This is a genomic window from Ruegeria sp. HKCCA4633, assembly GCF_013034605.1.
Lineage (GTDB): Bacteria > Pseudomonadota > Alphaproteobacteria > Rhodobacterales > Rhodobacteraceae > Ruegeria.
In genome coordinates, this window is the sequence record NZ_WQGJ01000003.1 from 15,056 (window position 1) to 33,497 (window position 18,442).

The 18,442-nt window shown below is 59.3% G+C and carries 19 protein-coding genes; 8 read left to right on the plus strand and 11 right to left on the minus strand.

Annotated features, from left to right (window positions below):
• Nucleotides 1-57 precede the first annotated feature (57 nt).
• Together phaZ and GOV85_RS09430 are read left to right on the plus strand one after the other, a co-directional pair.
• Complete coding sequence (gene phaZ / locus GOV85_RS09425) at nucleotides 58-1,329, plus strand: polyhydroxyalkanoate depolymerase (protein WP_171177338.1); 1,272 nt, start codon at nucleotides 58-60, stop codon at nucleotides 1,327-1,329.
• Between the two features lie 5 nt (nucleotides 1,330-1,334).
• Nucleotides 1,335-1,922, plus strand: coding sequence for a DUF6151 family protein (locus GOV85_RS09430; RefSeq protein ID WP_171177341.1), 588 nt, complete (start codon nucleotides 1,335-1,337; stop codon nucleotides 1,920-1,922).
• Here the strand turns inward: GOV85_RS09430 and GOV85_RS09435 are convergent.
• The 4 genes from GOV85_RS09435 to GOV85_RS09450 form a co-directional block, all read right to left on the minus strand.
• A complete protein-coding gene (locus GOV85_RS09435) occupies nucleotides 1,913-2,629 on the minus strand; it encodes an alpha/beta fold hydrolase (protein WP_171177343.1) in 717 nt (238 codons plus the stop codon). The genes GOV85_RS09430 and GOV85_RS09435 overlap by 10 nt on opposite strands.
• An 85-nt stretch (nucleotides 2,630-2,714) precedes the next feature.
• A complete protein-coding gene (locus GOV85_RS09440) occupies nucleotides 2,715-3,329 on the minus strand; it encodes a hypothetical protein (protein WP_171178072.1) in 615 nt (204 codons plus the stop codon).
• A gap of 44 nt (nucleotides 3,330-3,373) precedes the next feature.
• Complete coding sequence (locus tag GOV85_RS09445; protein WP_171177345.1) at nucleotides 3,374-4,366, minus strand: carboxylesterase; 993 nt, start codon at nucleotides 4,364-4,366, stop codon at nucleotides 3,374-3,376.
• A complete protein-coding gene (locus tag GOV85_RS09450; RefSeq protein WP_171177347.1) occupies nucleotides 4,366-5,115 on the minus strand; it encodes a carboxylesterase in 750 nt (249 codons plus the stop codon). Before GOV85_RS09450 ends, GOV85_RS09445 begins: the two co-directional genes overlap by 1 nt.
• A 436-nt stretch (nucleotides 5,116-5,551) precedes the next feature.
• Between GOV85_RS09450 and GOV85_RS09455 the strand changes: the two genes are divergently transcribed.
• The 5 genes from GOV85_RS09455 (at nucleotide 5,552) to GOV85_RS09475 (ending at nucleotide 9,300) form a co-directional block, all read left to right on the plus strand.
• A complete protein-coding gene (locus GOV85_RS09455) occupies nucleotides 5,552-6,853 on the plus strand; it encodes a tyrosine-type recombinase/integrase (RefSeq protein ID WP_171177349.1) in 1,302 nt (433 codons plus the stop codon).
• Nucleotides 6,850-7,344 carry a hypothetical protein gene (locus GOV85_RS09460; RefSeq protein WP_171177352.1) on the plus strand — a complete coding sequence of 165 codons (495 nt, stop codon included), beginning with the start codon at nucleotides 6,850-6,852 and terminating at the stop codon, nucleotides 7,342-7,344. The genes GOV85_RS09455 and GOV85_RS09460 overlap by 4 nt, the downstream gene beginning before the upstream one ends.
• 84 nt (nucleotides 7,345-7,428) lie before the next feature.
• Nucleotides 7,429-7,647, plus strand: a complete 219-nt coding sequence (locus GOV85_RS09465) for a helix-turn-helix domain-containing protein (RefSeq protein WP_170602299.1) — start codon at nucleotides 7,429-7,431, stop codon at nucleotides 7,645-7,647.
• Nucleotides 7,644-7,865: a helix-turn-helix domain-containing protein gene (locus GOV85_RS09470; RefSeq protein ID WP_171177354.1), complete on the plus strand. Its 222-nt coding sequence runs from the start codon at nucleotides 7,644-7,646 to the stop codon at nucleotides 7,863-7,865. Before GOV85_RS09465 ends, GOV85_RS09470 begins: the two co-directional genes overlap by 4 nt.
• Before the next feature lie 397 nt (nucleotides 7,866-8,262).
• Entirely contained in the window at nucleotides 8,263-9,300 is a 1,038-nt protein-coding gene (locus tag GOV85_RS09475) for an AraC family transcriptional regulator (protein WP_171177357.1), read from the plus strand.
• A gap of 189 nt (nucleotides 9,301-9,489) precedes the next feature.
• Here GOV85_RS09475 and GOV85_RS09480 read toward each other — a convergent pair whose 3' ends face one another.
• The 7 genes from GOV85_RS09480 to GOV85_RS09510 all read right to left on the minus strand — a co-directional run bounded on the left by GOV85_RS09480 (nucleotide 9,490) and on the right by GOV85_RS09510 (nucleotide 16,968).
• Complete coding sequence (locus GOV85_RS09480; protein WP_170343544.1) at nucleotides 9,490-9,765, minus strand: glycine zipper domain-containing protein; 276 nt, start codon at nucleotides 9,763-9,765, stop codon at nucleotides 9,490-9,492.
• A 285-nt stretch (nucleotides 9,766-10,050) separates the two neighbouring features.
• A complete protein-coding gene (locus tag GOV85_RS09485; protein WP_171177359.1) occupies nucleotides 10,051-11,349 on the minus strand; it encodes a carbohydrate porin in 1,299 nt (432 codons plus the stop codon).
• Entirely contained in the window at nucleotides 11,346-11,711 is a 366-nt protein-coding gene (locus GOV85_RS09490; protein ID WP_171177361.1) for a DoxX family protein, read from the minus strand. Before GOV85_RS09490 ends, GOV85_RS09485 begins: the two co-directional genes overlap by 4 nt.
• Nucleotides 11,712-11,789: 78 nt before the next feature.
• Nucleotides 11,790-12,191: a hypothetical protein gene (locus GOV85_RS09495; RefSeq protein ID WP_170364433.1), complete on the minus strand. Its 402-nt coding sequence runs from the start codon at nucleotides 12,189-12,191 to the stop codon at nucleotides 11,790-11,792.
• Nucleotides 12,192-12,259: 68 nt separating this feature from the next.
• Nucleotides 12,260-13,972, minus strand: a complete 1,713-nt coding sequence (locus tag GOV85_RS09500) for a hypothetical protein (RefSeq protein WP_171177363.1) — start codon at nucleotides 13,970-13,972, stop codon at nucleotides 12,260-12,262.
• Between the two features lie 41 nt (nucleotides 13,973-14,013).
• Nucleotides 14,014-15,399 carry an amidohydrolase family protein gene (locus GOV85_RS09505; protein WP_170342821.1) on the minus strand — a complete coding sequence of 462 codons (1,386 nt, stop codon included), beginning with the start codon at nucleotides 15,397-15,399 and terminating at the stop codon, nucleotides 14,014-14,016.
• A 51-nt stretch (nucleotides 15,400-15,450) separates the two neighbouring features.
• Nucleotides 15,451-16,968 (minus strand): amidohydrolase family protein, encoded by a 1,518-nt coding sequence (locus GOV85_RS09510; RefSeq protein WP_170343540.1) that lies wholly within the window; start codon nucleotides 16,966-16,968, stop codon nucleotides 15,451-15,453.
• Between the two features lie 191 nt (nucleotides 16,969-17,159).
• Between GOV85_RS09510 and GOV85_RS09515 the strand changes: the two genes are divergently transcribed.
• Nucleotides 17,160-18,203, plus strand: a complete 1,044-nt coding sequence (locus GOV85_RS09515; RefSeq protein WP_170357385.1) for an AraC family transcriptional regulator — start codon at nucleotides 17,160-17,162, stop codon at nucleotides 18,201-18,203.
• The last annotated feature ends 239 nt before the right edge of the window (nucleotides 18,204-18,442 follow it).

Here is an 18,442-nt window from a genome sequence, read left to right on the forward strand (position 1 = left end):
GGGGGCAAAGCGACGAATGGTCCGAACTATCAGACTGACACTCAGGAGGCCCCATTTATGCGCTATATGATGACCTACGACCTTATGGAAACCATGCGCAACACCAACCAATGGCTTGGTGCCACAGCCAGCGCGATGGCCTCTTACCCGATGTTTTCCATGGTTCCCAACCCCGCTTTCAACTGGATGGCGGCCTGGGGCGAGGTGACAGAACGCACCTTCCAACGCATGGTTGTGAAGCCCGACTGGGGCATCCGCACTTTCACCTGCGAAGACGGCAAAGACCATCTGGTCGAAATTACAACGGTTCTGGAACGCCCGTTTGGCGATCTGGTCCATTTTCGCGTCAACGGCCGCGAAGAACAACCGCGCAAGGTGCTGCTTGTCGCCCCGATGTCGGGCCACTATGCAACGCTGCTGCGTTCGACTGTCAAAAGCCTTTTGGTCAATTGCGAAGTCTACATCACCGATTGGCATAATGCGCGCGATATTCCTGTGTCTGCCGGCAAGTTCGATGTCGAGGATTACACCCTATACCTTGTCGATTTTATGAAAGAGCTAGGCCCAGACACGCATGTTGTTGCAGTATGTCAGCCTGCGCCTCTGACCCTTGCGGCCACAGCCTATTTGGCCGAAGTCGAACCAAAAGCCCAGCCCAGCACTCTAACCCTGATCGGTGGGCCGGTTGATCCGGATGCGACCCCAACCGATGTGACGGATTTTGGGCGGCGCGTGACAATGGGGCAGCTGGAAGAGACGATGATCCAGCGTGTTGGCTTCAAATACAAAGGCGTTGGCCGCATGGTCTATCCCGGCCTGTTGCAGCTGGCCTCTTTCATGTCCATGAACGCCGAACGGCACTCCAAGGCGTTTTCGGATCAGATTCAACGTGTCATTCGCGAGGAAGCCTCGGATTTGGATGCGCACAATCGCTTCTATGACGAATATCTGGCAGTCATGGACATGACCGCCGAGTTTTACCTGTCGACCGTCGAGCGCGTCTTCAAGAACCGCGAGATTGCCCGGAACGAGTTTGTCGTAGCTGGCCACAAGGTGGATATGTCCAAGATCACCAATGTTGCAGTGAAAACGGTCGAAGGGGCAAATGACGACATTTCGGCCCCTGGTCAGTGTATCGCCGCGCTTGATCTGTGCACCGGCCTGCCCGACAGCAAGAAGGCAAGCCATGTGGAACCCGGCGCAGGCCATTACGGCATATTCGCAGGCCGCAGTTGGCGTGACAACATCCGCCCGCTTGTGATTGATTTCATGAATGAAAACAGCCGCAAGACGCGCCGACGCGCCGCGAATACCAACAAAGTAGCCTGAGCGACATGAGCGAGCCTGCGCATAGCGGTCTCGCCTTTTCCTGTCGGTGCGGCAGTCTGCAGGGGCGCATATCGGCAAGGGGTGTCCGGCAAGGGACGCATGTCGAGTGTTTCTGCCACGATTGCCGGGCCGCGCAATTGTACTTCAAACAACCGGACCCCGCGCCCGGAGCCGTCGATATTCTGCAGATGGCGCCTGATGAAATTGAGATTTCCGCTGGCGGCCAATTCCTGGCGGCCATGAAGCTCAGCCCCAATGGCATGCTGCGATGGTATGCCAACTGCTGCAACACACCGCTGGCGACAACGCCACCAGGGGCATCACTTCCCTTTGCCGGTTTTCTGGTGCGCAGGATCACCGATGACATTTCTGATTTGGGTCCTGTCACAACCCGTGGATTTGTGCCTCGGCCCAATGGCAAACAAAAGCACGAAAAGATTAGGTTCGCCGCTTTCGGACTGATACGCCGTGTTGCGATTTCGCGTCTGTCTGGCCGTTGGAAGAATACACCGTTTTTCGACAGGAAAACCGGCGAACCCGTCGCGGCGCCCGTCGTGATATCCAAAGACGAACGTGCCGCACTTTATCCGTAATCGAAACGCTGTGGTGCACTCAGCCAGGTGTGCAAGGCTTCGTTGACCTGATCTGGCGCTTCCAGGGTCAAAAGGTGTCCCGCGTTTTCAAGAACAAGTATCTCAGCCTCTGGTATCAGATCGGCCATAAAGGAATGCCGTCGAACCGGTGTCAGAGTGTCATGCGTGCCGCACAGAACCAAGGTAGGAACCTTGATTTTCCGCAAAGCGGCCTGCTGATCCGAGCGGCGCTGCAATGCCCGCATCTGACGCACAAATACCTCAGAGCCCAGCCCCTCGGCCATCGTCAAAAGATCATTGAGAATGGGAATACGCTTCGGCCCCGGTGCCAGAGCGTCCGACCCCACAAGTTTGCGCATCACGTCTTCCAAACGCCCGCCTTGGGCCGCGATGATCAGATCTTCTCTACTGGCGGCTATTTGCGGTGTATCGGCCTGAGCGTCAGTCGCCATCAGACACAGGCGTGAAATTCGCTCCGGCGCTCTCCGGATCAATTCCAAAGCCACGACCCCACCCATGCTGAGTCCGGCCAGCGCGAAGCGATGCGGCAGTTGGTCCAATAACCCCGAAGCAATTTCTTCGATGCGCTCGCCACCAGAAATGGGCGCAACGGTCACCGCCCTCGTACGGGACAACAGCTCGATCTGCGGGCGAAACAGTCGGGCATCACACATCAATCCAGGCAAGAACACCAGCGGCTCGATCACGCAGGGGCCTCCATTTGCTCGGTTTTCCGAACTCTTTGCTTTTTCTTCAGGATGGAAGGTTTGCCACGGCCGGGCAAGGGAAACTTTACGGATAGGCGATGGCCCGAAATGCGGGAAAATCCACGTAACGCCTCTGGCGCTCGGATTTGTCTTCACCGGGTTCGGCACCCGGCTTTAGCAAGCATCCGCGCGGGGCAATGTAGCTGTCAATCCTGCGCATTGGTTTGGGCCGCCACACAAGATTGAACGCGCAAAGTTTCGGAAAGAACCAAATCTCGGAATAGTTCAGGTGATCATGCATCCACCACGCTAAATCCCGCCAGTCTCGCCCCTGCCCGTATTGATCCGCAAACCAGGGGATGACGATTGACGCTCCGGCGATCCGCGCATCGCCTTCGCCGCGATCCCAGATATGGCATTCCAACGGATTGTCATTGCGGGCGCAATTTAGCCGGTTTTCATTGCCGAACTGGTTTAGCGACGGCGACCTGTACCCTGACCGCACGGCAATGCGGCCAAAGGTTTCCTCTAATGGGTCCAGCAGGGATTCGCAAAACGCACGCCCTGTTTCAATCGCCAGATCCGGGTTGTCAGGGATGTTCTGTTGCTGGTGAAAATTGCCAATCTCGGAATACAGAAAGTCACGCATGAAGAAGTGCCGGGACAAGCGGACGCGACCCAAAGTCTCGAGGCTCCACATGCTTCCCGGTTTTCGCATTCTATCTCCTTACCTCTGATCAGGCTTCACTGAACCCCAAGCTCTTTCAACCACTCCAGGATACCCGTGACGGCGGCATCGGTCTGCCCCGGTGACATCAGCCGCCCTGCGATGACATGTGACGCGGGATCGTCCCCCGGCCCCATCTTGACCAACTCGACCCTTGCAGGAGCACCCCAGGCCTCGGCGACCTTATGTGTCCTGTCGGGGCGCACAACCTGATCATCGTCCGAGAACCAGAACAACGCAGGTACCAATGCCTGCGAGAAATCCAGTGCATAAACCGTATCCACCAGAACGGACATCGGTACGACGGCTTCCCAGGGATAGACAGCGGACCAATACGTGTTCTTTTCTGGATCCGGCCCTGATACATCCCTTTCTTGCCCCATAAGCAACGGCAGCCAATGCCGCGCCCAAGGCAATGTCGGCACCCATGCCGCCGCGGTGTTCACCCCGAAATTCGGGGATACAAAAACCATCCCGACCACATTCTGACTAAGGTTGGCGTCCAGCGCCACCGCCGCCGCCAATGTGCCGCCGGTCGAGGTCGAGATGACGATGACCTTTTCCCCAACAGCGCGCGCCGCAGCCAGACCTTCGGCTGTGTCCTGCATCCAGCCCGTTGCCGTGCCTTCCGCCATGGCGGGCCCATCGCGGCCGTGGCCTTGCAATCGCGTGTAAACAAGATTTGCTTCAAGCGCGTCAGCCACCAGATCTGGAACGGGCCGGATTTCTTCGGAACTGGCTGAAAATCCGTGGATGTATAGAACAGAATAAGGTGTGCGCTGTTCTTTGAATCTGTCCTGCCAGATCACACGTTTTTCGACGCCCGGAACAATGTCATCAAACGACGCCTCGGTGCTTTCAAAATAGACCTGCACCCCTTCGCCAAATTTGCGGGACTCAAAGCTTGGATTCAGGTCGACATCCTCTCGCGGTCCGAACCAAAAGATCAGACCCCCGACGACGATCAGTGCCAGAAGAATCCTCCCCAGAACCCAACCAAAGCGCCGCATTAGTTAGCCCCCAACACGTCTAAAACCGCGTTTTCGATCAACCCCAGACAAGGCCCGTCGGAAAAGCGGTGGTCTGCGTCCTTGACCAGCAGCAAGCGAATGTCCGGCCCGGTCGCGTGATCCAGCAACCGCACCGCAGTTTCCGTCGACACCGCCGTGTCCGCTGTTCCCTGTAGGAAACGCACCGGAAAGGGCAGATAAAGCGGGTCTCTAAGGACCAATCGCCGCCGTCCGTCCTCGATCATTCGTTTGGTAATGATGTAGGGCTCCATGTAGTCCGAGGGCAGTTCGACATGACCAACGCTGTCTAAAGCGGCTTTTTGTTCATCGCTGAATGCCGCCCAATACCCGTCCTCGGTAAAATCCGGCGCGGCGGCGATTGTGACCATGCCCGCAATTCGATCTGGCAGCGTCTTGGCCAGCAACAATGCCTGCCATCCCCCCATCGAAGACCCTACGACGACCAGGGGCCCGTCGGTCAGCGCCGCCACCGCCGAAACGGCGTCCTCATGCCAATCGCCGATACAGCCATCGGTAAATACCCCCGAGCTTTCACCGTGCCCGGAGTAATCAAACCGCAAAAACGCCTGTCCCCGCGCCTGCGCCCAGGCCTCCAGATGCACGGCCTTGGTGCCCTCCATATCAGACTTCAGACCGCCCAGGAAAACGATGGTCGGTCCCGCGCCCTCGCTTTTGTGATAGGCCAACCGACGGCCCTGCGCCGTCTCCAGAAAACTTGTCGTTACCATGAAATCCTCTTTCCTTTCGCAGCATCATGCACGCCACGTACCCAAGTGCAATTCCCGGATCCCTCTTCATCTGGCTCTAAATACCTCGGGGTGCGCGAGGGGCTGGCCCCTCGCTCCTGCCCTTGACACCAGCCCCCCTACCTGCCAAATCGACCCAACACACATAACCCGCAACCGGGCGTTCTCATACCCCGCGCCAGCGAACCCCCTGCAAATTCATGGAAAAATACCTAAAAAACAGGCGTTTGCTTGTATCACCAAACCGTTTCACTGCCCCTGTCAGACCCACTCAACCCGCGTGGATATCATGCCACAACAGTGACGCATCAGTGACGAAGGGCTGGTAGCGGTGCGATGGCGTTGCTAAATCCAAGGTGTCGGGGGATGCGCCAACACCCGCCCGACTGACACGACCGAACTGCATAAGGACACGGCCATGACAAAGAACACATCTGACTTTCTGACCTCAGTTGCAAGTCTCGTGGATCAGGACGACCGCGACCCCCGCGAGGTTGTTGCTGACCTGATGCAGGCTGCACTCGACACGGGCATCCGCAAGGAACTGCGCGCCAGTGTTGCGTTTGCCCTCGAACAGGCGAACGGAACCGCTGCCAAGGAATTGACTGATCTGGCCTGCCGCCGCCTGAAACCCGGTCGGCGTCTCTCGGACCCGCAATATGCGGGCCTTACGCTTGTAGCCACCACGCGGGGCAAGCGTTGGATTTACCGCACCCAGAAAGGCAAGCGGCAGCGACAAATCACCCTCGGGCACTACCCCGCCATGAGCCTTGCCGAGGCACGAGAGGCGTGGGCGCAGCCCGTCACCAAGGTCGCCGACAAGCGGTCTGAAACGACGCTGGACGAACTGACCGAGGCTTACATCACAGCCATGCAGACGCGCGGCACAAAGTCGTGGCGGCGGTCAGAGAACATCCTCACCAAGAACGTTCTGCCCAACCATGGCGGCATGCGCCTCGGCGCGCTGGACGTGGAGGCCCTGAACGCGACGTTTACCCACCTGATAGATGACAAGCCCGGTGCGGCGCACAACATCCGCATGGCGATGGCAAGCATGTTCAAGTGGGCCAGCGAGAAGAAAATGATGCCCGCAGGCGTACCGGTCCCGCAGTTGGATAAGACCCCGAAATCACAGATCAAGGACTACCGCCCGTCCATGTCCGAACTGCGCACGATGGTCCGGGGCCTTGACGAACTGCAAGACATCGACCGGGACATCATGCGCCTGCAACTGCTGACGGGCACCCGCATCAGCGAGGCGCTGGGCGCTGAGTGGTCGGAGATTGACCTTGAACATGGACGCTGGACCATTCCCGCCCAGCGCATGAAAGCCAAGAAAGAACATCTGGTCATGCTCTCGGCGCAGGCGGTCGAGTTGCTGCGCAACCAACCCACGCGAAAGGGTCGTGTGTTCGGTCGTCGTGGCCGCAAGACTGTCTCGTTGAATTGGGCGCGGCAGCGCGACGAGTTGAGCCTGCCCACCGACTACACCAGCCACGCCAACCGTAAGGCGCTGCTTAGTTGGGTTGCCGAAAACGGTGGCGGCAAGGACATCCGCGACCGCCTGTCCGCACATAGCCCTGACACCAGCGAGGCGGACGCGCATTATCAGCTATCCGAGTTGAACCAGCCCGCCGCCGAATGGTGGCAGAAATGGGCGGACTTCCTCGACGGGCTCACCGCTGAGAGCGTGGTGCAGTTGTCGGAGGGACGGGCATGACCAACCCGAAACCCAACCCGTTCGCCGACGCCCAGCGCGTCGATACCTCGGCCACGATCATGCGCCGCCTGAAAGTGAGCCGCGAAGAAGCCGAGCGGCTGGCGGCGCTGCCACCGGGTAAAGTGAGTGCGCTGGACTTCATCAAATTGCGCCTGCTGAACCTAGACGGACCTGACCCCCGAGAGGATCACATAGAGGCAGAATCGGCTTACACGGCAGTGCAAAGTGTCCTGAGCGAGCGCAACAGCGCGCGCGGTAAGAACGCCCGCCCCGGTCGTCGTCCTCACCATGACGAGGTGATTAGGCGAGCGATGGCGATAGTTGAACGCAGCCCAAACATGGCAGGTTCGGCGAAACACCTCGCGGAACGGGTTTATGATGAGATGTCGTTAGAACGGACTGCGGATGAGGTGGCGAAACTACCTTCCGAGGGCAGCATAGCCCGCTGGATACGAGCGGAATTCAAGAAAAATGGACCGCTAAAAAGATAGTTTGCGCGTAACTGAGTTACGAATTCGTCCATCTGGAACACCCCCTGTTAGCCAAGTGTCACGACCTAATTAATGGAGTGACACATGGCTAGAGAGCCTGACCTGACTATCGCCGAGGCATGCACTGAGATGAACGTCTCGCGTAATGCGGTCGGCAAGCTGATAGCGTCCGGGCAATTGTCTACTTACTTCGTAGGCAAGCAAGAGCGCATCACTCGAACCTCACTAGATGAGTACAAGGCGAACAACGCCTACGTGCCCGACCCTGCCCTTTTGGCTAAGGTGGCAGGAGACGCAGCATGAGCGCCCCGGTCCCTACCCCAAATCAATCCTCGGACCTGTCCGTCAAGGAAACCTGTCGCGAGTTGCAAGTGTCGTCCTCGACCGTCTGGCGCTGGCTCAGTAGCGGCGAGTTGACCGGCTACTCGAACGGGCGCGTCACGCGCATCGACCGCGCCAGCATCGACGCCTTCAAGGAACGGAACCGCATCCAGCCAAAGGAGCGAGACGATGCCGCGTGATCTGGACCTGGCGCTCCTGAACCAGCGAGCGTGAGGGAAATAAGTGCTGCTTCGGAGGGGCATCAGTGACGCGAACAGTGATCGCCTCTGCCCGAGCCGCCGAAACACTCAGGAAAACGATGAATTGCCCGCAACACAAGCTTCTGTAGGCGCAACAGGAAGGAACGCCGTAATGGATCCTAAACAGATCAAATACACCAACATCCAGTTGGTGGACCCAAAGACCGGCGGCAAGCATTACCGCCGCGACGCGGACGGGACGCTGCACAAGGAAACGGTGGGCTATTGAACGAAACGGGCGTTGCGTTGTTCGAACGTTGGCTTTGGCAACTGGCAAGAAGGTCAGACGGGCCTTAACGTGGCGCAACACGTCAGACACCGAGACTACGGACCAGAAATGAAATCCGAGATTCCAAAACACAGCGCAATCTGGGGACAGATCATTGTCGGTGAGTTGAAGAAAACAGGCCTTTCCGAGCGGGATATCCGAAAGGAGTTCGGGATAACCAGATCTCAACTCGAAGACCCGGATGCTCGCTGGTCCTTCGACAAGACTGCCTGGTTGTTTGAAAAGGCGAGCGCTTTTACCAGGGACGACCTTGTCGGATACCGCCTGGCACAGTCGCCGGACCTGGTCAGGAAGGCCGGGTTGCTCGCCTATGTCGGCGTTTCGGCACCTACCGTTGGCGGTTACCTTCGAAACATCACCCGTTTTCAGCGCGTGATCGGTGACGCGAGCAAGACGGCCATGGAAGAAGGCCCGGAAACCACCCGGCTGACCTGGCACTACGATGTGCCAGCAAGCGTTCCGACCGGGCAATATGCCGAGTTTGGAGCCGTTGGCACGGTCTTCGCCCTGCGGGACTACTCCAATCGGCAAATCCGTCCGACGCATGTTCGGTTCGCGCATCAGCGGCTGACCGGCACCGAGGCCCTCGACAGGTTCTTTGGCTGCAATGTCCTGTTTGGTGCCGCGGAGAACAGCATTGCCTTCAAGGCGGCTGATATGGATGTGCCGCTGTTGACGGCCGACGACAACTTGCAGCGGACGCTTTCGGTCATTTGCGAGAACACGCTGGCTCGGATGCCGCAGACACCCAACAGTGTGGCCCGGGTTGTTGAGAGGCAGATCACGGCGCGTCTTGCAGCCGGCACGGCCCAGCAGGACGCAATTGCGGCGGAACTTGGGATGAGCGCCCGAACGCTGGCCCGCCGACTGACCGACGAGGGCACGAGCTTCGCAGCGGTCGTCGCCAATCTGCGAAAGGCTCTGGCCCGGGACTATCTGCTCAACAGCACGCTTCCGCTCACCGAGATCGCCTATCTTCTCGGATATAGCGACGCCAGTACCTTCAGCACGGCATTCCGAAGATGGTACGGACAGCCCCCCAGCGACTTCAGGGAGCAGCCAGCAACAGAAGCGCCCCTGGCATAGGGCGAACGATCTGAGTAGAGGCCGGACTGCTCGGATCATAGGCCCGCACTTTCACGTTTCTCCGTCTTCCTGAACCACCCTGACGCAACAAACCCGGCAGGCATGAGGCCTAACGGGTTTGAAGCAGATGCCGGATCTCTCCAGCGTCGGTTGGAAGGGGTAAACCGTTCCGGTTGTCTCGTTGCGGGATCAGCGCTTGTGCTTGTTGCCACCCTTCTTGCGATCGTCCTTGCGATCTTGACGATCCCGGTCTTCGGCGATCTTGCCACCGAGCGCACCGGCGGCTGCGCCGAGGGCCAGGCCGTCCTTGGCGTCGCCGCCGGTGATTTCGGTCAGCACGGCGCCGGCCACAGCGCCCTTGAGGGCTTTCTCACCGATGTCACCGGCATTGGCGGCCATCGGGGCAGCGAGGGCGAGTGAGGCGGCAAGGGCGGCGAATACGGTGTTCTTGAGGGTGTTTGTCATCGGTTCCAACCTTTCTGACGGTGGCGACCTCCGTGGCCGCCTTCTGTGGAAAGATCTAAGCGAACCGCCATGCCCCCGCTTGAGAGCATCCGACAGCTTCATTGGAATGGCTGACATTGCAGAGCAACAAGCCAAATTCGACGGTTGTTCTGCCGTCAAGACTTTCGCCTGACGCAATGCCAATCATCCAAGGGGTCGCCTCCTTGGCCGCGATGGCTGCATGGGCCGTTCCGGCGCAGGCACGACACTCCCAACCAGACGGCATTCTATCCGCCGCTACTCAGGTCAAAGATTGATCCGCAGCCTCAAGCCGAAAACGGTCGTGTCCTGATCGTTGAAGCCCGGGTTGATCATGTGCTGGACGTCCGCCGTCAGGGCGACATTGTCCGACAGGTCCAACCGATAGAAGGCCTCCATTGTGGTCTGGGTGTCGAGCGTTTCATCTACCGGGTCCGCAACGGTCGCGCCAAACCCAAAGAGGTCGTCATAGAGGCCCGGCCGCCATAGAAGTCCAGCGTTGGCTGCGCGTCGGGCGATCGGCGCCTCACCCTCCGACCAGCCGAGGCGTCCGTAGATCATGAATTCCTCGTTGATCGTGTGGTTGGCAGACAGGATCGCCCCGTAGCTCTCCGGCACGCCTGCCTCGGTGCGTTCATCGACGTGAAATACCCCGAGGTGAACGTTGGTTAGAAAGCGCTTCGAGCGTTCGGGCGTCCATCCGATCTCGGCGTATTTGTAGAACTCGGGGCCACCGGGAAACCACTCGACATCGGTCAGCGAGCCGTTTGCATCCGACAGGACACCGAGGGCATAGATCTGGTCGGTCAGGAAACCGCCCCCCGCAATGCCGAAGCCGGGATCGGGGATCGGCAGGACCGGGCTGAACAGGATCGAGAAATTGGAGAAAGTCGTGCGTGGGTTCACGTAGCCGAGGATGTCCGAGTAGTCTCCCGGATCGATCCGGCCGGCCACGAAACCGGCCTTCCCGCCAGCGAGCGTCTGGGACCAGTAGGCGACGGAGAGGGTCGTGTCGGTGTCACTGAATGTCGTTGCGGTGACGCCCGCATAGCCGATTTCCCCGGCAAGCCCGCTTGGCGCGATGTCCGTGCCGAGCAGATGGCGGTTCTCCAATGTGAAGACCAATTGCCCGGGATTTTCGCCGCCGCGATTGAGCAGCGACCACTGGCCCAGAATGCGCGCCTGGCCCAAGGCGGCCTCGTCGATATCGGTCAGGCTCTCGGTCGCGGACTGGTAATAGGCCTGGTAGTCGAAGGAGAGGTTCAGGCCGGTGCGTTCGGCAAAGCGTTGCCGCGATGCCTCCAAGGGGTCCAATGCCGCATCCAGCCCCGGCCAGCGAGAGTCCTGCAACCGCCGCACTCGGTCTTGTTCCAGTTGGGCCTGCGTGGATGCCGGGCCACCGAGCGAGACCGCTGCGGCGGCCTCCAGGGCGGACGTTGGCCGGCTTTCCTGCGCCAAGGCTCCGGTTGATAACCAGAAGCCAGCGACGATGACCGTACCGAGAAGCCTTGCCTGTCCCATATGAGGTCTCTCTTGTTGCTCTTGATTCTTCTTCGGCCCGCTCATGCAAGTATCGCCAGTACGACATCCCGGCCCGTCCAGAGGACGAAGGCCGAAAGCGTAGCCGTGATCATGGCAGGCATACCGTCTTTCCAAGTGTCCCAGATCAGATGACAACCGATTGCGCCAAGCGACGTGCCCAGAAGGGCAGCGGCCCCGAGCGGCCCGAGCAAGCTGCCTTGAAACCAGATCGCCACCGCCCCGAAAAGCTCGACACCACCGACAAGCGCCATGATCTGACGGTTCAGCCCGTATTTGACGAACATCGCCAGTTGCGTTTCGAAGATGAGCTTCTGCCAGCCAAGGATCTTGATCGAACTGGCGAAGAGAAAGAAGGCGGACAGCAGGCCAATGGCAACTATTTGCATAATACGACTCCGCCGACACACACAGGGCTGAAGTTCATTTGATGTTCCCTTCTGGATCGTCCCGAGTGTGCAGTCCGGTTACTTGAGATCGTCCTGCGCCTTGATCTCCGGCACACGGGCGAGGGCTTCGGCCATGTCGGCGCTGCTCATCAACTCGATCATCTGGTAATCCTCCAGCAACCCGTCACCGAGACGGCTGACATAGAAGGCCTGGATGAAGGTGGGGTCGTCCGGCAGGGCGACGGTGATGTAGTTCTTCCCGTTCCCAAGCCCCCAATAGTAGCTCAAAAGCTCGCCGCCGAGCGCCTCGATCCCACCCTTCACCGAGGCCGCGCGGTCCCCGGGATTGGCGATCTGCATCTCCCAGGCGGCGCTGTTGGATGCGCCGATAAACAGGAAGGTGCGCATGTCTTTTGTGTCCTGCGCCGCTGCAACTGTCGCAGAGACGCAAAGGGCTGTCGAAAGAAGGATCCTGTTCATCTTGCCACCCGGAATTGCTTCGATGTTGTGGTCAGTACAGCATGGCTGCCCTGACCGTTCTTGTGGGTTCAATGCCCCGGAGCTCCGGGAATGGAGTGTTCCAGCTCGGCAGGGCGGAGCGGGAACTCGGAATGCTCATCCTCTGGCGTTTCGATGTCGGCGTGCCAGGTGAATTCCTTGTCCCCGAGGTCCAGATCGATCTCGCCCCCTTCGATGACCGGGTAACGGATCGGCTGCCCGGGCCGCAGGTCGATATTAGCGACACCGTCGTCGATAATGACCTGCCCGCTCACCAGAACGTAGGGGATTCCCTTGGTGAAGGAGCCGTTCATGCCCTTCTTCATCGATGATGTTTCGGTGATCGTGTCGGGGTCGAAGATCGTGATATCCGCGATCATGCCTTCCTGCATCCGGCCGCGTTCCTGCATCGCCTTCAGGCCCACCTTGGAAAAGTACTTCGCGGGAATGTAGGAGGCGTTGTTCACCATCTCCATCAGCGCGATGCCCTGTTCACGGGCCTCGCGGAACACGATGCCATAGGTGCCGGCATTGCGCGGGTGCCCCCCGTACTCCGTGAAATCGGCCTCGATCGGCAGCGGTTCGCCATCGACGGTGAAGCCGACGATGTCGTTGGCGATCGCAATATCCTTCATGTGGATCCAGCGCTCCAGGTCTGCTTCGGGGCGGACTGTGATGAAAATCGGCTTGCTCGGATCCTCCTTCTGCTGCCGGAAGAACTCCTCGTCGGACTCGTAGAGTTCGCCGGTGCTGGTATCGAAGATATCGCGGGTCGGAACGATATTGTTCGCCTCGATCTTGTCCGGCAGCAGTTGCGGTGTCGCGATGTTCGGATTGCCGGTGATGGCCGGGTAGTATTCCGCGAAGATGGTCATTCCGCGCATTTGCAGGCGGCGCGCAAGCTCGTAGATTTCTTCCCACCCCTGGTTCTGGATGTGGGAAAGGATCAGGGCCCCGTCGAGCGCAACGGCGTTTGCGATCACCTCGTTTGCGCCCAGGGAATAGTAGAGCGGCAGGCTCTCGGTCGGACCGAAACGGGTATGGGCGCCAAAGAAGCGGTCATACTTCTTCGCCATTTTCTGAAGCGCGAAAATCTCCTTCGGATAGGTGTTGTATCCCATGTATCCCACCGTCGTGTTGACGGTGATCGCCCCGGCGCGAAGACCCTTTTCATACATGGTCATGACTTCGACGAGCTGATCCGCAGTCGGAATATCCAGCGCCCAGCTGGCATGTCCGTCTTCTTCCTCGGCTGCACCGCGTGACTTGAGGATGTAGGTCGGATCGGATGCCAGCTCGACTGAAACCCCATCCATCACGACACGCCGGATCTCCTCGTGCCCCATCCCGGAACCGAAGTTGAGAAAGGAATTGCCCTCGTACTTGTCGTAGAACAGGTCGGCATCCGCCACGCCGCTCTCGGTATCGAGGATCGTCGTCGTGCCATCATGGGCCATCATCTTCTGATCGAAGCCGCCAAAGGAATGCGAATGGGTGTTGATGAATCCCGGCGCGACTACATGCCCGGAAACGTCGATCTCGCGCTTGCCCGTCAAGGCATCTTCGGTGATCGCGGTGATCCTGTCGCCGGTCACGCAGACATTGCGCACGGCATCAAGATTGGTTTCCGGGTCCATGACGCGGCCGTTGAGAAGCGCGACGTCGCACTCCTGAGCAACCGCCATCGAACTGCAGAGGGCCATGAGAGTGGCAAGAGTGAGGTGTTTCACGGTCAGTCCTTCCGGGATGATTGCGTCGGGCAAAAAAACGCGGGGCGGACGAGGGAGACCGCCCCGCGCTCTCCTCAGTCCAGCGTGTTCTTGTAGATCACGCCGTCCTTCATGATGACCTTCAGGTTGGGATCAGGATCGGCCAGAAGAAGGATGTCTTCGAGCGGGTTGCCATCGACCAGCAGGAGATCCGCGTAAGCGCCTTCCTCGACCACGCCGAGCGGGCCGTCTTGATACGGATTGTTCAAGCCCGTAAGCCGGTTCATGCGGGCGCCGTTCGATGTGGCCATGCGCAGAATGTCGAAGGGTTTGAACTTGGCCTCGTGCAGGTATTTGAACTCGTCGTTCATCTTCTTGTCCTGCTCAAGCGTCTGGTCCCAGTTGTTGATGAGATCGGTGCCCAGAGTGTAGAGGTCGATCATGCCCGGTGTCGTCTGGATCACCTCGATCATGTTGGCGGCGGCGTCACGGACACTCTTCCATTTGGCGAACGAGGCTGGCGTGTAGAAGGCTTCCGCCTGTTCGGTCGTCACCGAGTAGACCGGGGCTACCGCCGTCGCGAACATGATCTGCTTTTCGACCATGATCTCGGCGGCCTCCTTGGTCAGGAACGGGATGTGCTCAACGGTCTTTGCACCGTTGTCGATACAGTTGCGGATCGCCTGCTCGGTGAACACGTGGCAGGTGACGTAGGTGCCCCATTGCTCGGCGGTCTTGACCGCCATCTGGATCTCGTCCGCCTGGTACTGAAGCGAATGCAGCGGGTCGAACTCGGACGTGACCCCACCGCTGACCATGACCTTGATCTGGGTTGCCCCGCGCCGCAGGTTCTCGCGCACCGCCATGCGGATCTGCTCCGGGCCATCCGCGATGAAGCTCATGTCCGTGTCGACCCAATGCGATGGGCCTTGCCCCGACAGGGTTGGATGCCGGTCGTTCAGCTTGCGGAAATCGGCATGGCCCGATGTCTGCGTGATGAAGGCCTCCGAGGAATAGATCCTCGGGCCGGGGAACATACCGGTATCGATGATCCGCGCGATGGACTTTGCCGGTCCGCCGAGGTCACGAACCGTCGTGAACCCGTTCATCAGGATGCGCTCGGACCGGATCGTTGCAACGCCACCAAGATGGAAGGGCGTGATGTTCTGGCGCAACCCGTCACTGAGCGGGTTGAACACCAGCAAATGCACGTGCTGGTCATGCATCCCCGGCATGAGCGTGCGCCCGCCGCCGTCAATCATGGTTGCGTTGGGCGCTTCGATCCCGTCCGTCGAAATTTCCTTGATCAGGTTGCCTTCGACCAGAACGCTGGCGTTTTCGATCCGCGCCTCGTTCACGCCGTCAAAAACATGGACATTGGTGAACAGGGTCTGCGGCAGCGCTTCGTCCTGCGCAGAGGACATGCCGGCAGCGAGCGACACCACGCCCGCCAGTAATGTGGACTTGAAAAGATGCTTCATAAGTTTGCCCTTCCGCAATGTTAACGGCGGAGCCAGCGCCCCGCCGAAAGTTCAGTTCAACGTGTTCTTGTAGAACTTGCCGTCCTTCATGATGACGCGAATGCTCGGCACGTCCTGCCCGCGTGGCTCGGCATCGAACCATGTATCGACAGCGCCGATGGCAGTGATGTCTTCGAGCGGGTTTCCGTCAACGATGAGGATATCGGCATAGGCACCTTCCTCGATCACGCCGAGCTTGCCTTCGGGATAGGGGTTTCCGCGTCCCGTCAGTGCGGCCAGTTCGCCGCCATTCGAGGTCATCATCTGCAAGGCCCAGAGGTTGCCGAACTCACGCGCCATGAAAGCCTTGGTGAAGTCCATCGACTGCCGGTACGGCACACCGGTCAGCAGCACGTAGTCGGAATCGAACACCATCTTCGGCTTGTACTTCCGCACCAGATCAAACAACTGCTCGCTGTTTTTCCGCAACCAGAGGAACTTCGCCGTCGGCGGGAAGGTCGGGTCCTGGTGCATCGGATGCTCAAGCGCCTCGGGCGCCAACGCGGTCAGGTTGGGCGAGAAGAACGCTTCCTTCTCTACCAGCTTCTGCATCGTCGGTTCCGTTATGGTCAGGCCGTGATCCACCACTTTGACCCCGAGATCGAGCGCGCGCGACAGGTCGCTATCCATGAAGACATGCATGGCGACATAGGAATCCATGTCCCCGGCCACCTCGACGGCAGCGGCGATTTCTTCGTCTGTAAAGGCGGACTGGTAGATCGGGTCCTTGATGGAGGTCACACCACCACTGACCATGATCTTGAGGTAGTTGGCCCCAAGCGCAAAGTTCCGCCGCGCGCCGTGGAGCACTTCGGCAGGGCCGTCGACAAGCCGCGTGATCTCCAGCCGTTCAAGATTGCTTTCGTTCTTGCGTTGCCCGGCGATCCCCCAGTCGCCATGACCACCGGTCTGGCTGAGGCAGGCGCCGGACGAGTATATCCGCGGGCCCGGAAGCGAACCCTCGTCGATTACCGCACGAAGTCCACCATGTGCACCGCACATGTCGCGCACGGTTGTGAAGCCCATCGCCAGCATTTCCTGCGCAAAGGCCGCAGAACGTGCGCCGATCTCCTCCCATGTCGTGTCCTGAAGGCCCGGGATCGTGCCATCCTTGTACATATTCACATGCACATGGCTGTCGATCAGTCCCGGCATCAAGGTGCGTCCGCCGCCGTCGATCACATTGACCTCGACCTCTTTGGTCTCGATACCGCGTTCGGTCTGGATGGTGAAAGAATAGCCGTCGATACCGCCAACAGGATCGGGCAGGCGCTTGCTTCCGCCCGTTCGAACTTCGACTTCCCACGTGCCGGATTCGGGAATGTCCTCTGCAATCTTGTGAATCTTGTTCTTGACGACGAGCACGTCGACATCTTTCAAGCCGTCATTCACCCCGTCGAAGACCATCACGTTCTTGAACAGCGTGACCTCCGAGGGAATGTTGGGGATATCCTGCGCAATGGCAGGCGTCGTGAGCGCAATTGCCATTGACATGGCCGGCAGCAACGCCTTCAGGTTGAGTGTTGTCATTCGGTGTCCTCCCAGGGGTCGGTCTTCCTGCGGACCGATCCTCCCACTATGCACATGTGCCCCGAGATTCTTTTGACCCGCTGATCCCGTGGTGCATTTTTCTGACCCGATCCGGTCAATTTCAGCCAATTTCTGCTTGGCCGTCAGGCGCCCGCGCCCGTAGCGTGTCGGAGAGCGAAAGGGTGATGTGGATGCCGCAAGGAGAACAAAAGGACGGTTTGTCCCTCGTACGTGCTACGGTCCTCGGCCCCGTCGTAGCGATGATGCGGCGGCTCGATGCGGATCCGGCCTTTGCGCTCGGGCTGCATGGATTGAGCGAGGAACAGGTCCTGAACCCGGCCGAGTTCATCCCGCATGACACGGTCTATGCGGCGCTGGCCTCCATCGCCGACATCACCCGGCCGGATATCTGCGCCTTGGCGGGACAACAGACAGACCTGTTGAAGTTCCTGCCGCGTGGGGCGCTCCTCGGCCAGTCGGTGACCCTTGGCGATTTCTTCACCCGGTTCACCCAGATCGTCTCGAAGGAAAGCAACGCGGTGTCCTTCCGGCTCCTGATCGAGGAGGAACACGCCTACTTCACCACCAGTCGCAATTTCGAACCCGAGGTGTCGCCGGGCCATTCGGACGCCTTTCTCGTCGGGATCTGGATCTCCCTGCTGCACCGTGTTCTCGATTTCCGATGGGATCCAACCCAGGTTGTTCTGCGCCTCTGCGATCCGACCCTGCTGCCGGAGCAGTTTCATGGCGTGCGGGGCATCAAGTGCAACAACAGGGGATTCTCCATCCGCTTTCCGGCGGCCTGGCTGTCGCTTCCAATCAACCCCGAACTCCTCGTGAACCACGACAATGATATCGAAGAACCGGTTCAGGTCGATGTGCCCCTGGACTACCTCGAAGGCTTCGAAATTCTCGTGCGATCAAGGCTGTCCGATCCGGCGCTGACGGTGAGCGAGGCCGCCCGGATGTGCAGCATCACCACCAAGGTGCTGAACAAGCGCTTGTCCTCCTACGGAACAACGGCGTCCAAGGTGATCAACCGGCTGCGGATGGAAAAGGCCTCCGAACTGCTCACCACATCTGATCATTCGATCAAGGAGATCGCCCAATTGGTCGGCTTGTCCGAAACATCGGCACTCACCCGAGCCTTCACGCGGAACTTCGGCATATCCCCGAAAGATTGGCGCAATAAGGAGGCACAAGAGGCCCAAATTGCCGGAGCGCCTGCAGATTAGCCTGACCCCGCTGCGACTTCTCGACTACCGCAATCTCTTGGAACCTCGGTCGCCAATGGTAATGCCGAAGAGATGCATGAACCGGCGAGCCCTTCGCGGGGAGCAATCGATGGGAAAGGAGACCTCCATGCTATCCGCAGCGAACTCCCGCTTGCCGCCCATCTTGACCGCCTTGGTTTCTGCGAACTCTGACTTCTCGTGCCCGCAGCGAAGGTCCGTAAGGTCGGCATTCTGCCCGT

Bases quoted from the DNA above. Each gene is read 5' to 3' on its own strand.
- phaZ (WP_171177338.1), top strand. From the start codon at position 58: ATGCGCTATATGATGACCTACGACCTTATGGAAACCATGCGCAACACC.
- GOV85_RS09430 (WP_171177341.1), top strand. From the start codon at position 1,335: ATGAGCGAGCCTGCGCATAGCGGTCTCGCCTTTTCCTGTCGGTGCGGC.
- GOV85_RS09440 (WP_171178072.1), bottom strand. From the start codon at position 3,329: ATGTGGAGCCTCGAGACTTTGGGTCGCGTCCGCTTGTCCCGGCACTTC.
- GOV85_RS09445 (WP_171177345.1), bottom strand. From the start codon at position 4,366: ATGCGGCGCTTTGGTTGGGTTCTGGGGAGGATTCTTCTGGCACTGATC.
- GOV85_RS09450 (WP_171177347.1), bottom strand. From the start codon at position 5,115: ATGGTAACGACAAGTTTTCTGGAGACGGCGCAGGGCCGTCGGTTGGCC.
- GOV85_RS09455 (WP_171177349.1), top strand. From the start codon at position 5,552: ATGACAAAGAACACATCTGACTTTCTGACCTCAGTTGCAAGTCTCGTG.
- GOV85_RS09460 (WP_171177352.1), top strand. From the start codon at position 6,850: ATGACCAACCCGAAACCCAACCCGTTCGCCGACGCCCAGCGCGTCGAT.
- GOV85_RS09465 (WP_170602299.1), top strand. From the start codon at position 7,429: ATGGCTAGAGAGCCTGACCTGACTATCGCCGAGGCATGCACTGAGATG.
- GOV85_RS09470 (WP_171177354.1), top strand. From the start codon at position 7,644: ATGAGCGCCCCGGTCCCTACCCCAAATCAATCCTCGGACCTGTCCGTC.
- GOV85_RS09475 (WP_171177357.1), top strand. From the start codon at position 8,263: ATGAAATCCGAGATTCCAAAACACAGCGCAATCTGGGGACAGATCATT.
- GOV85_RS09480 (WP_170343544.1), bottom strand. From the start codon at position 9,765: ATGACAAACACCCTCAAGAACACCGTATTCGCCGCCCTTGCCGCCTCA.
- GOV85_RS09485 (WP_171177359.1), bottom strand. From the start codon at position 11,349: ATGAGCGGGCCGAAGAAGAATCAAGAGCAACAAGAGAGACCTCATATG.
- GOV85_RS09490 (WP_171177361.1), bottom strand. From the start codon at position 11,711: ATGCAAATAGTTGCCATTGGCCTGCTGTCCGCCTTCTTTCTCTTCGCC.
- GOV85_RS09495 (WP_170364433.1), bottom strand. From the start codon at position 12,191: ATGAACAGGATCCTTCTTTCGACAGCCCTTTGCGTCTCTGCGACAGTT.
- GOV85_RS09505 (WP_170342821.1), bottom strand. From the start codon at position 15,399: ATGAAGCATCTTTTCAAGTCCACATTACTGGCGGGCGTGGTGTCGCTC.
- GOV85_RS09510 (WP_170343540.1), bottom strand. From the start codon at position 16,968: ATGACAACACTCAACCTGAAGGCGTTGCTGCCGGCCATGTCAATGGCA.
- GOV85_RS09515 (WP_170357385.1), top strand. From the start codon at position 17,160: ATGCCGCAAGGAGAACAAAAGGACGGTTTGTCCCTCGTACGTGCTACG.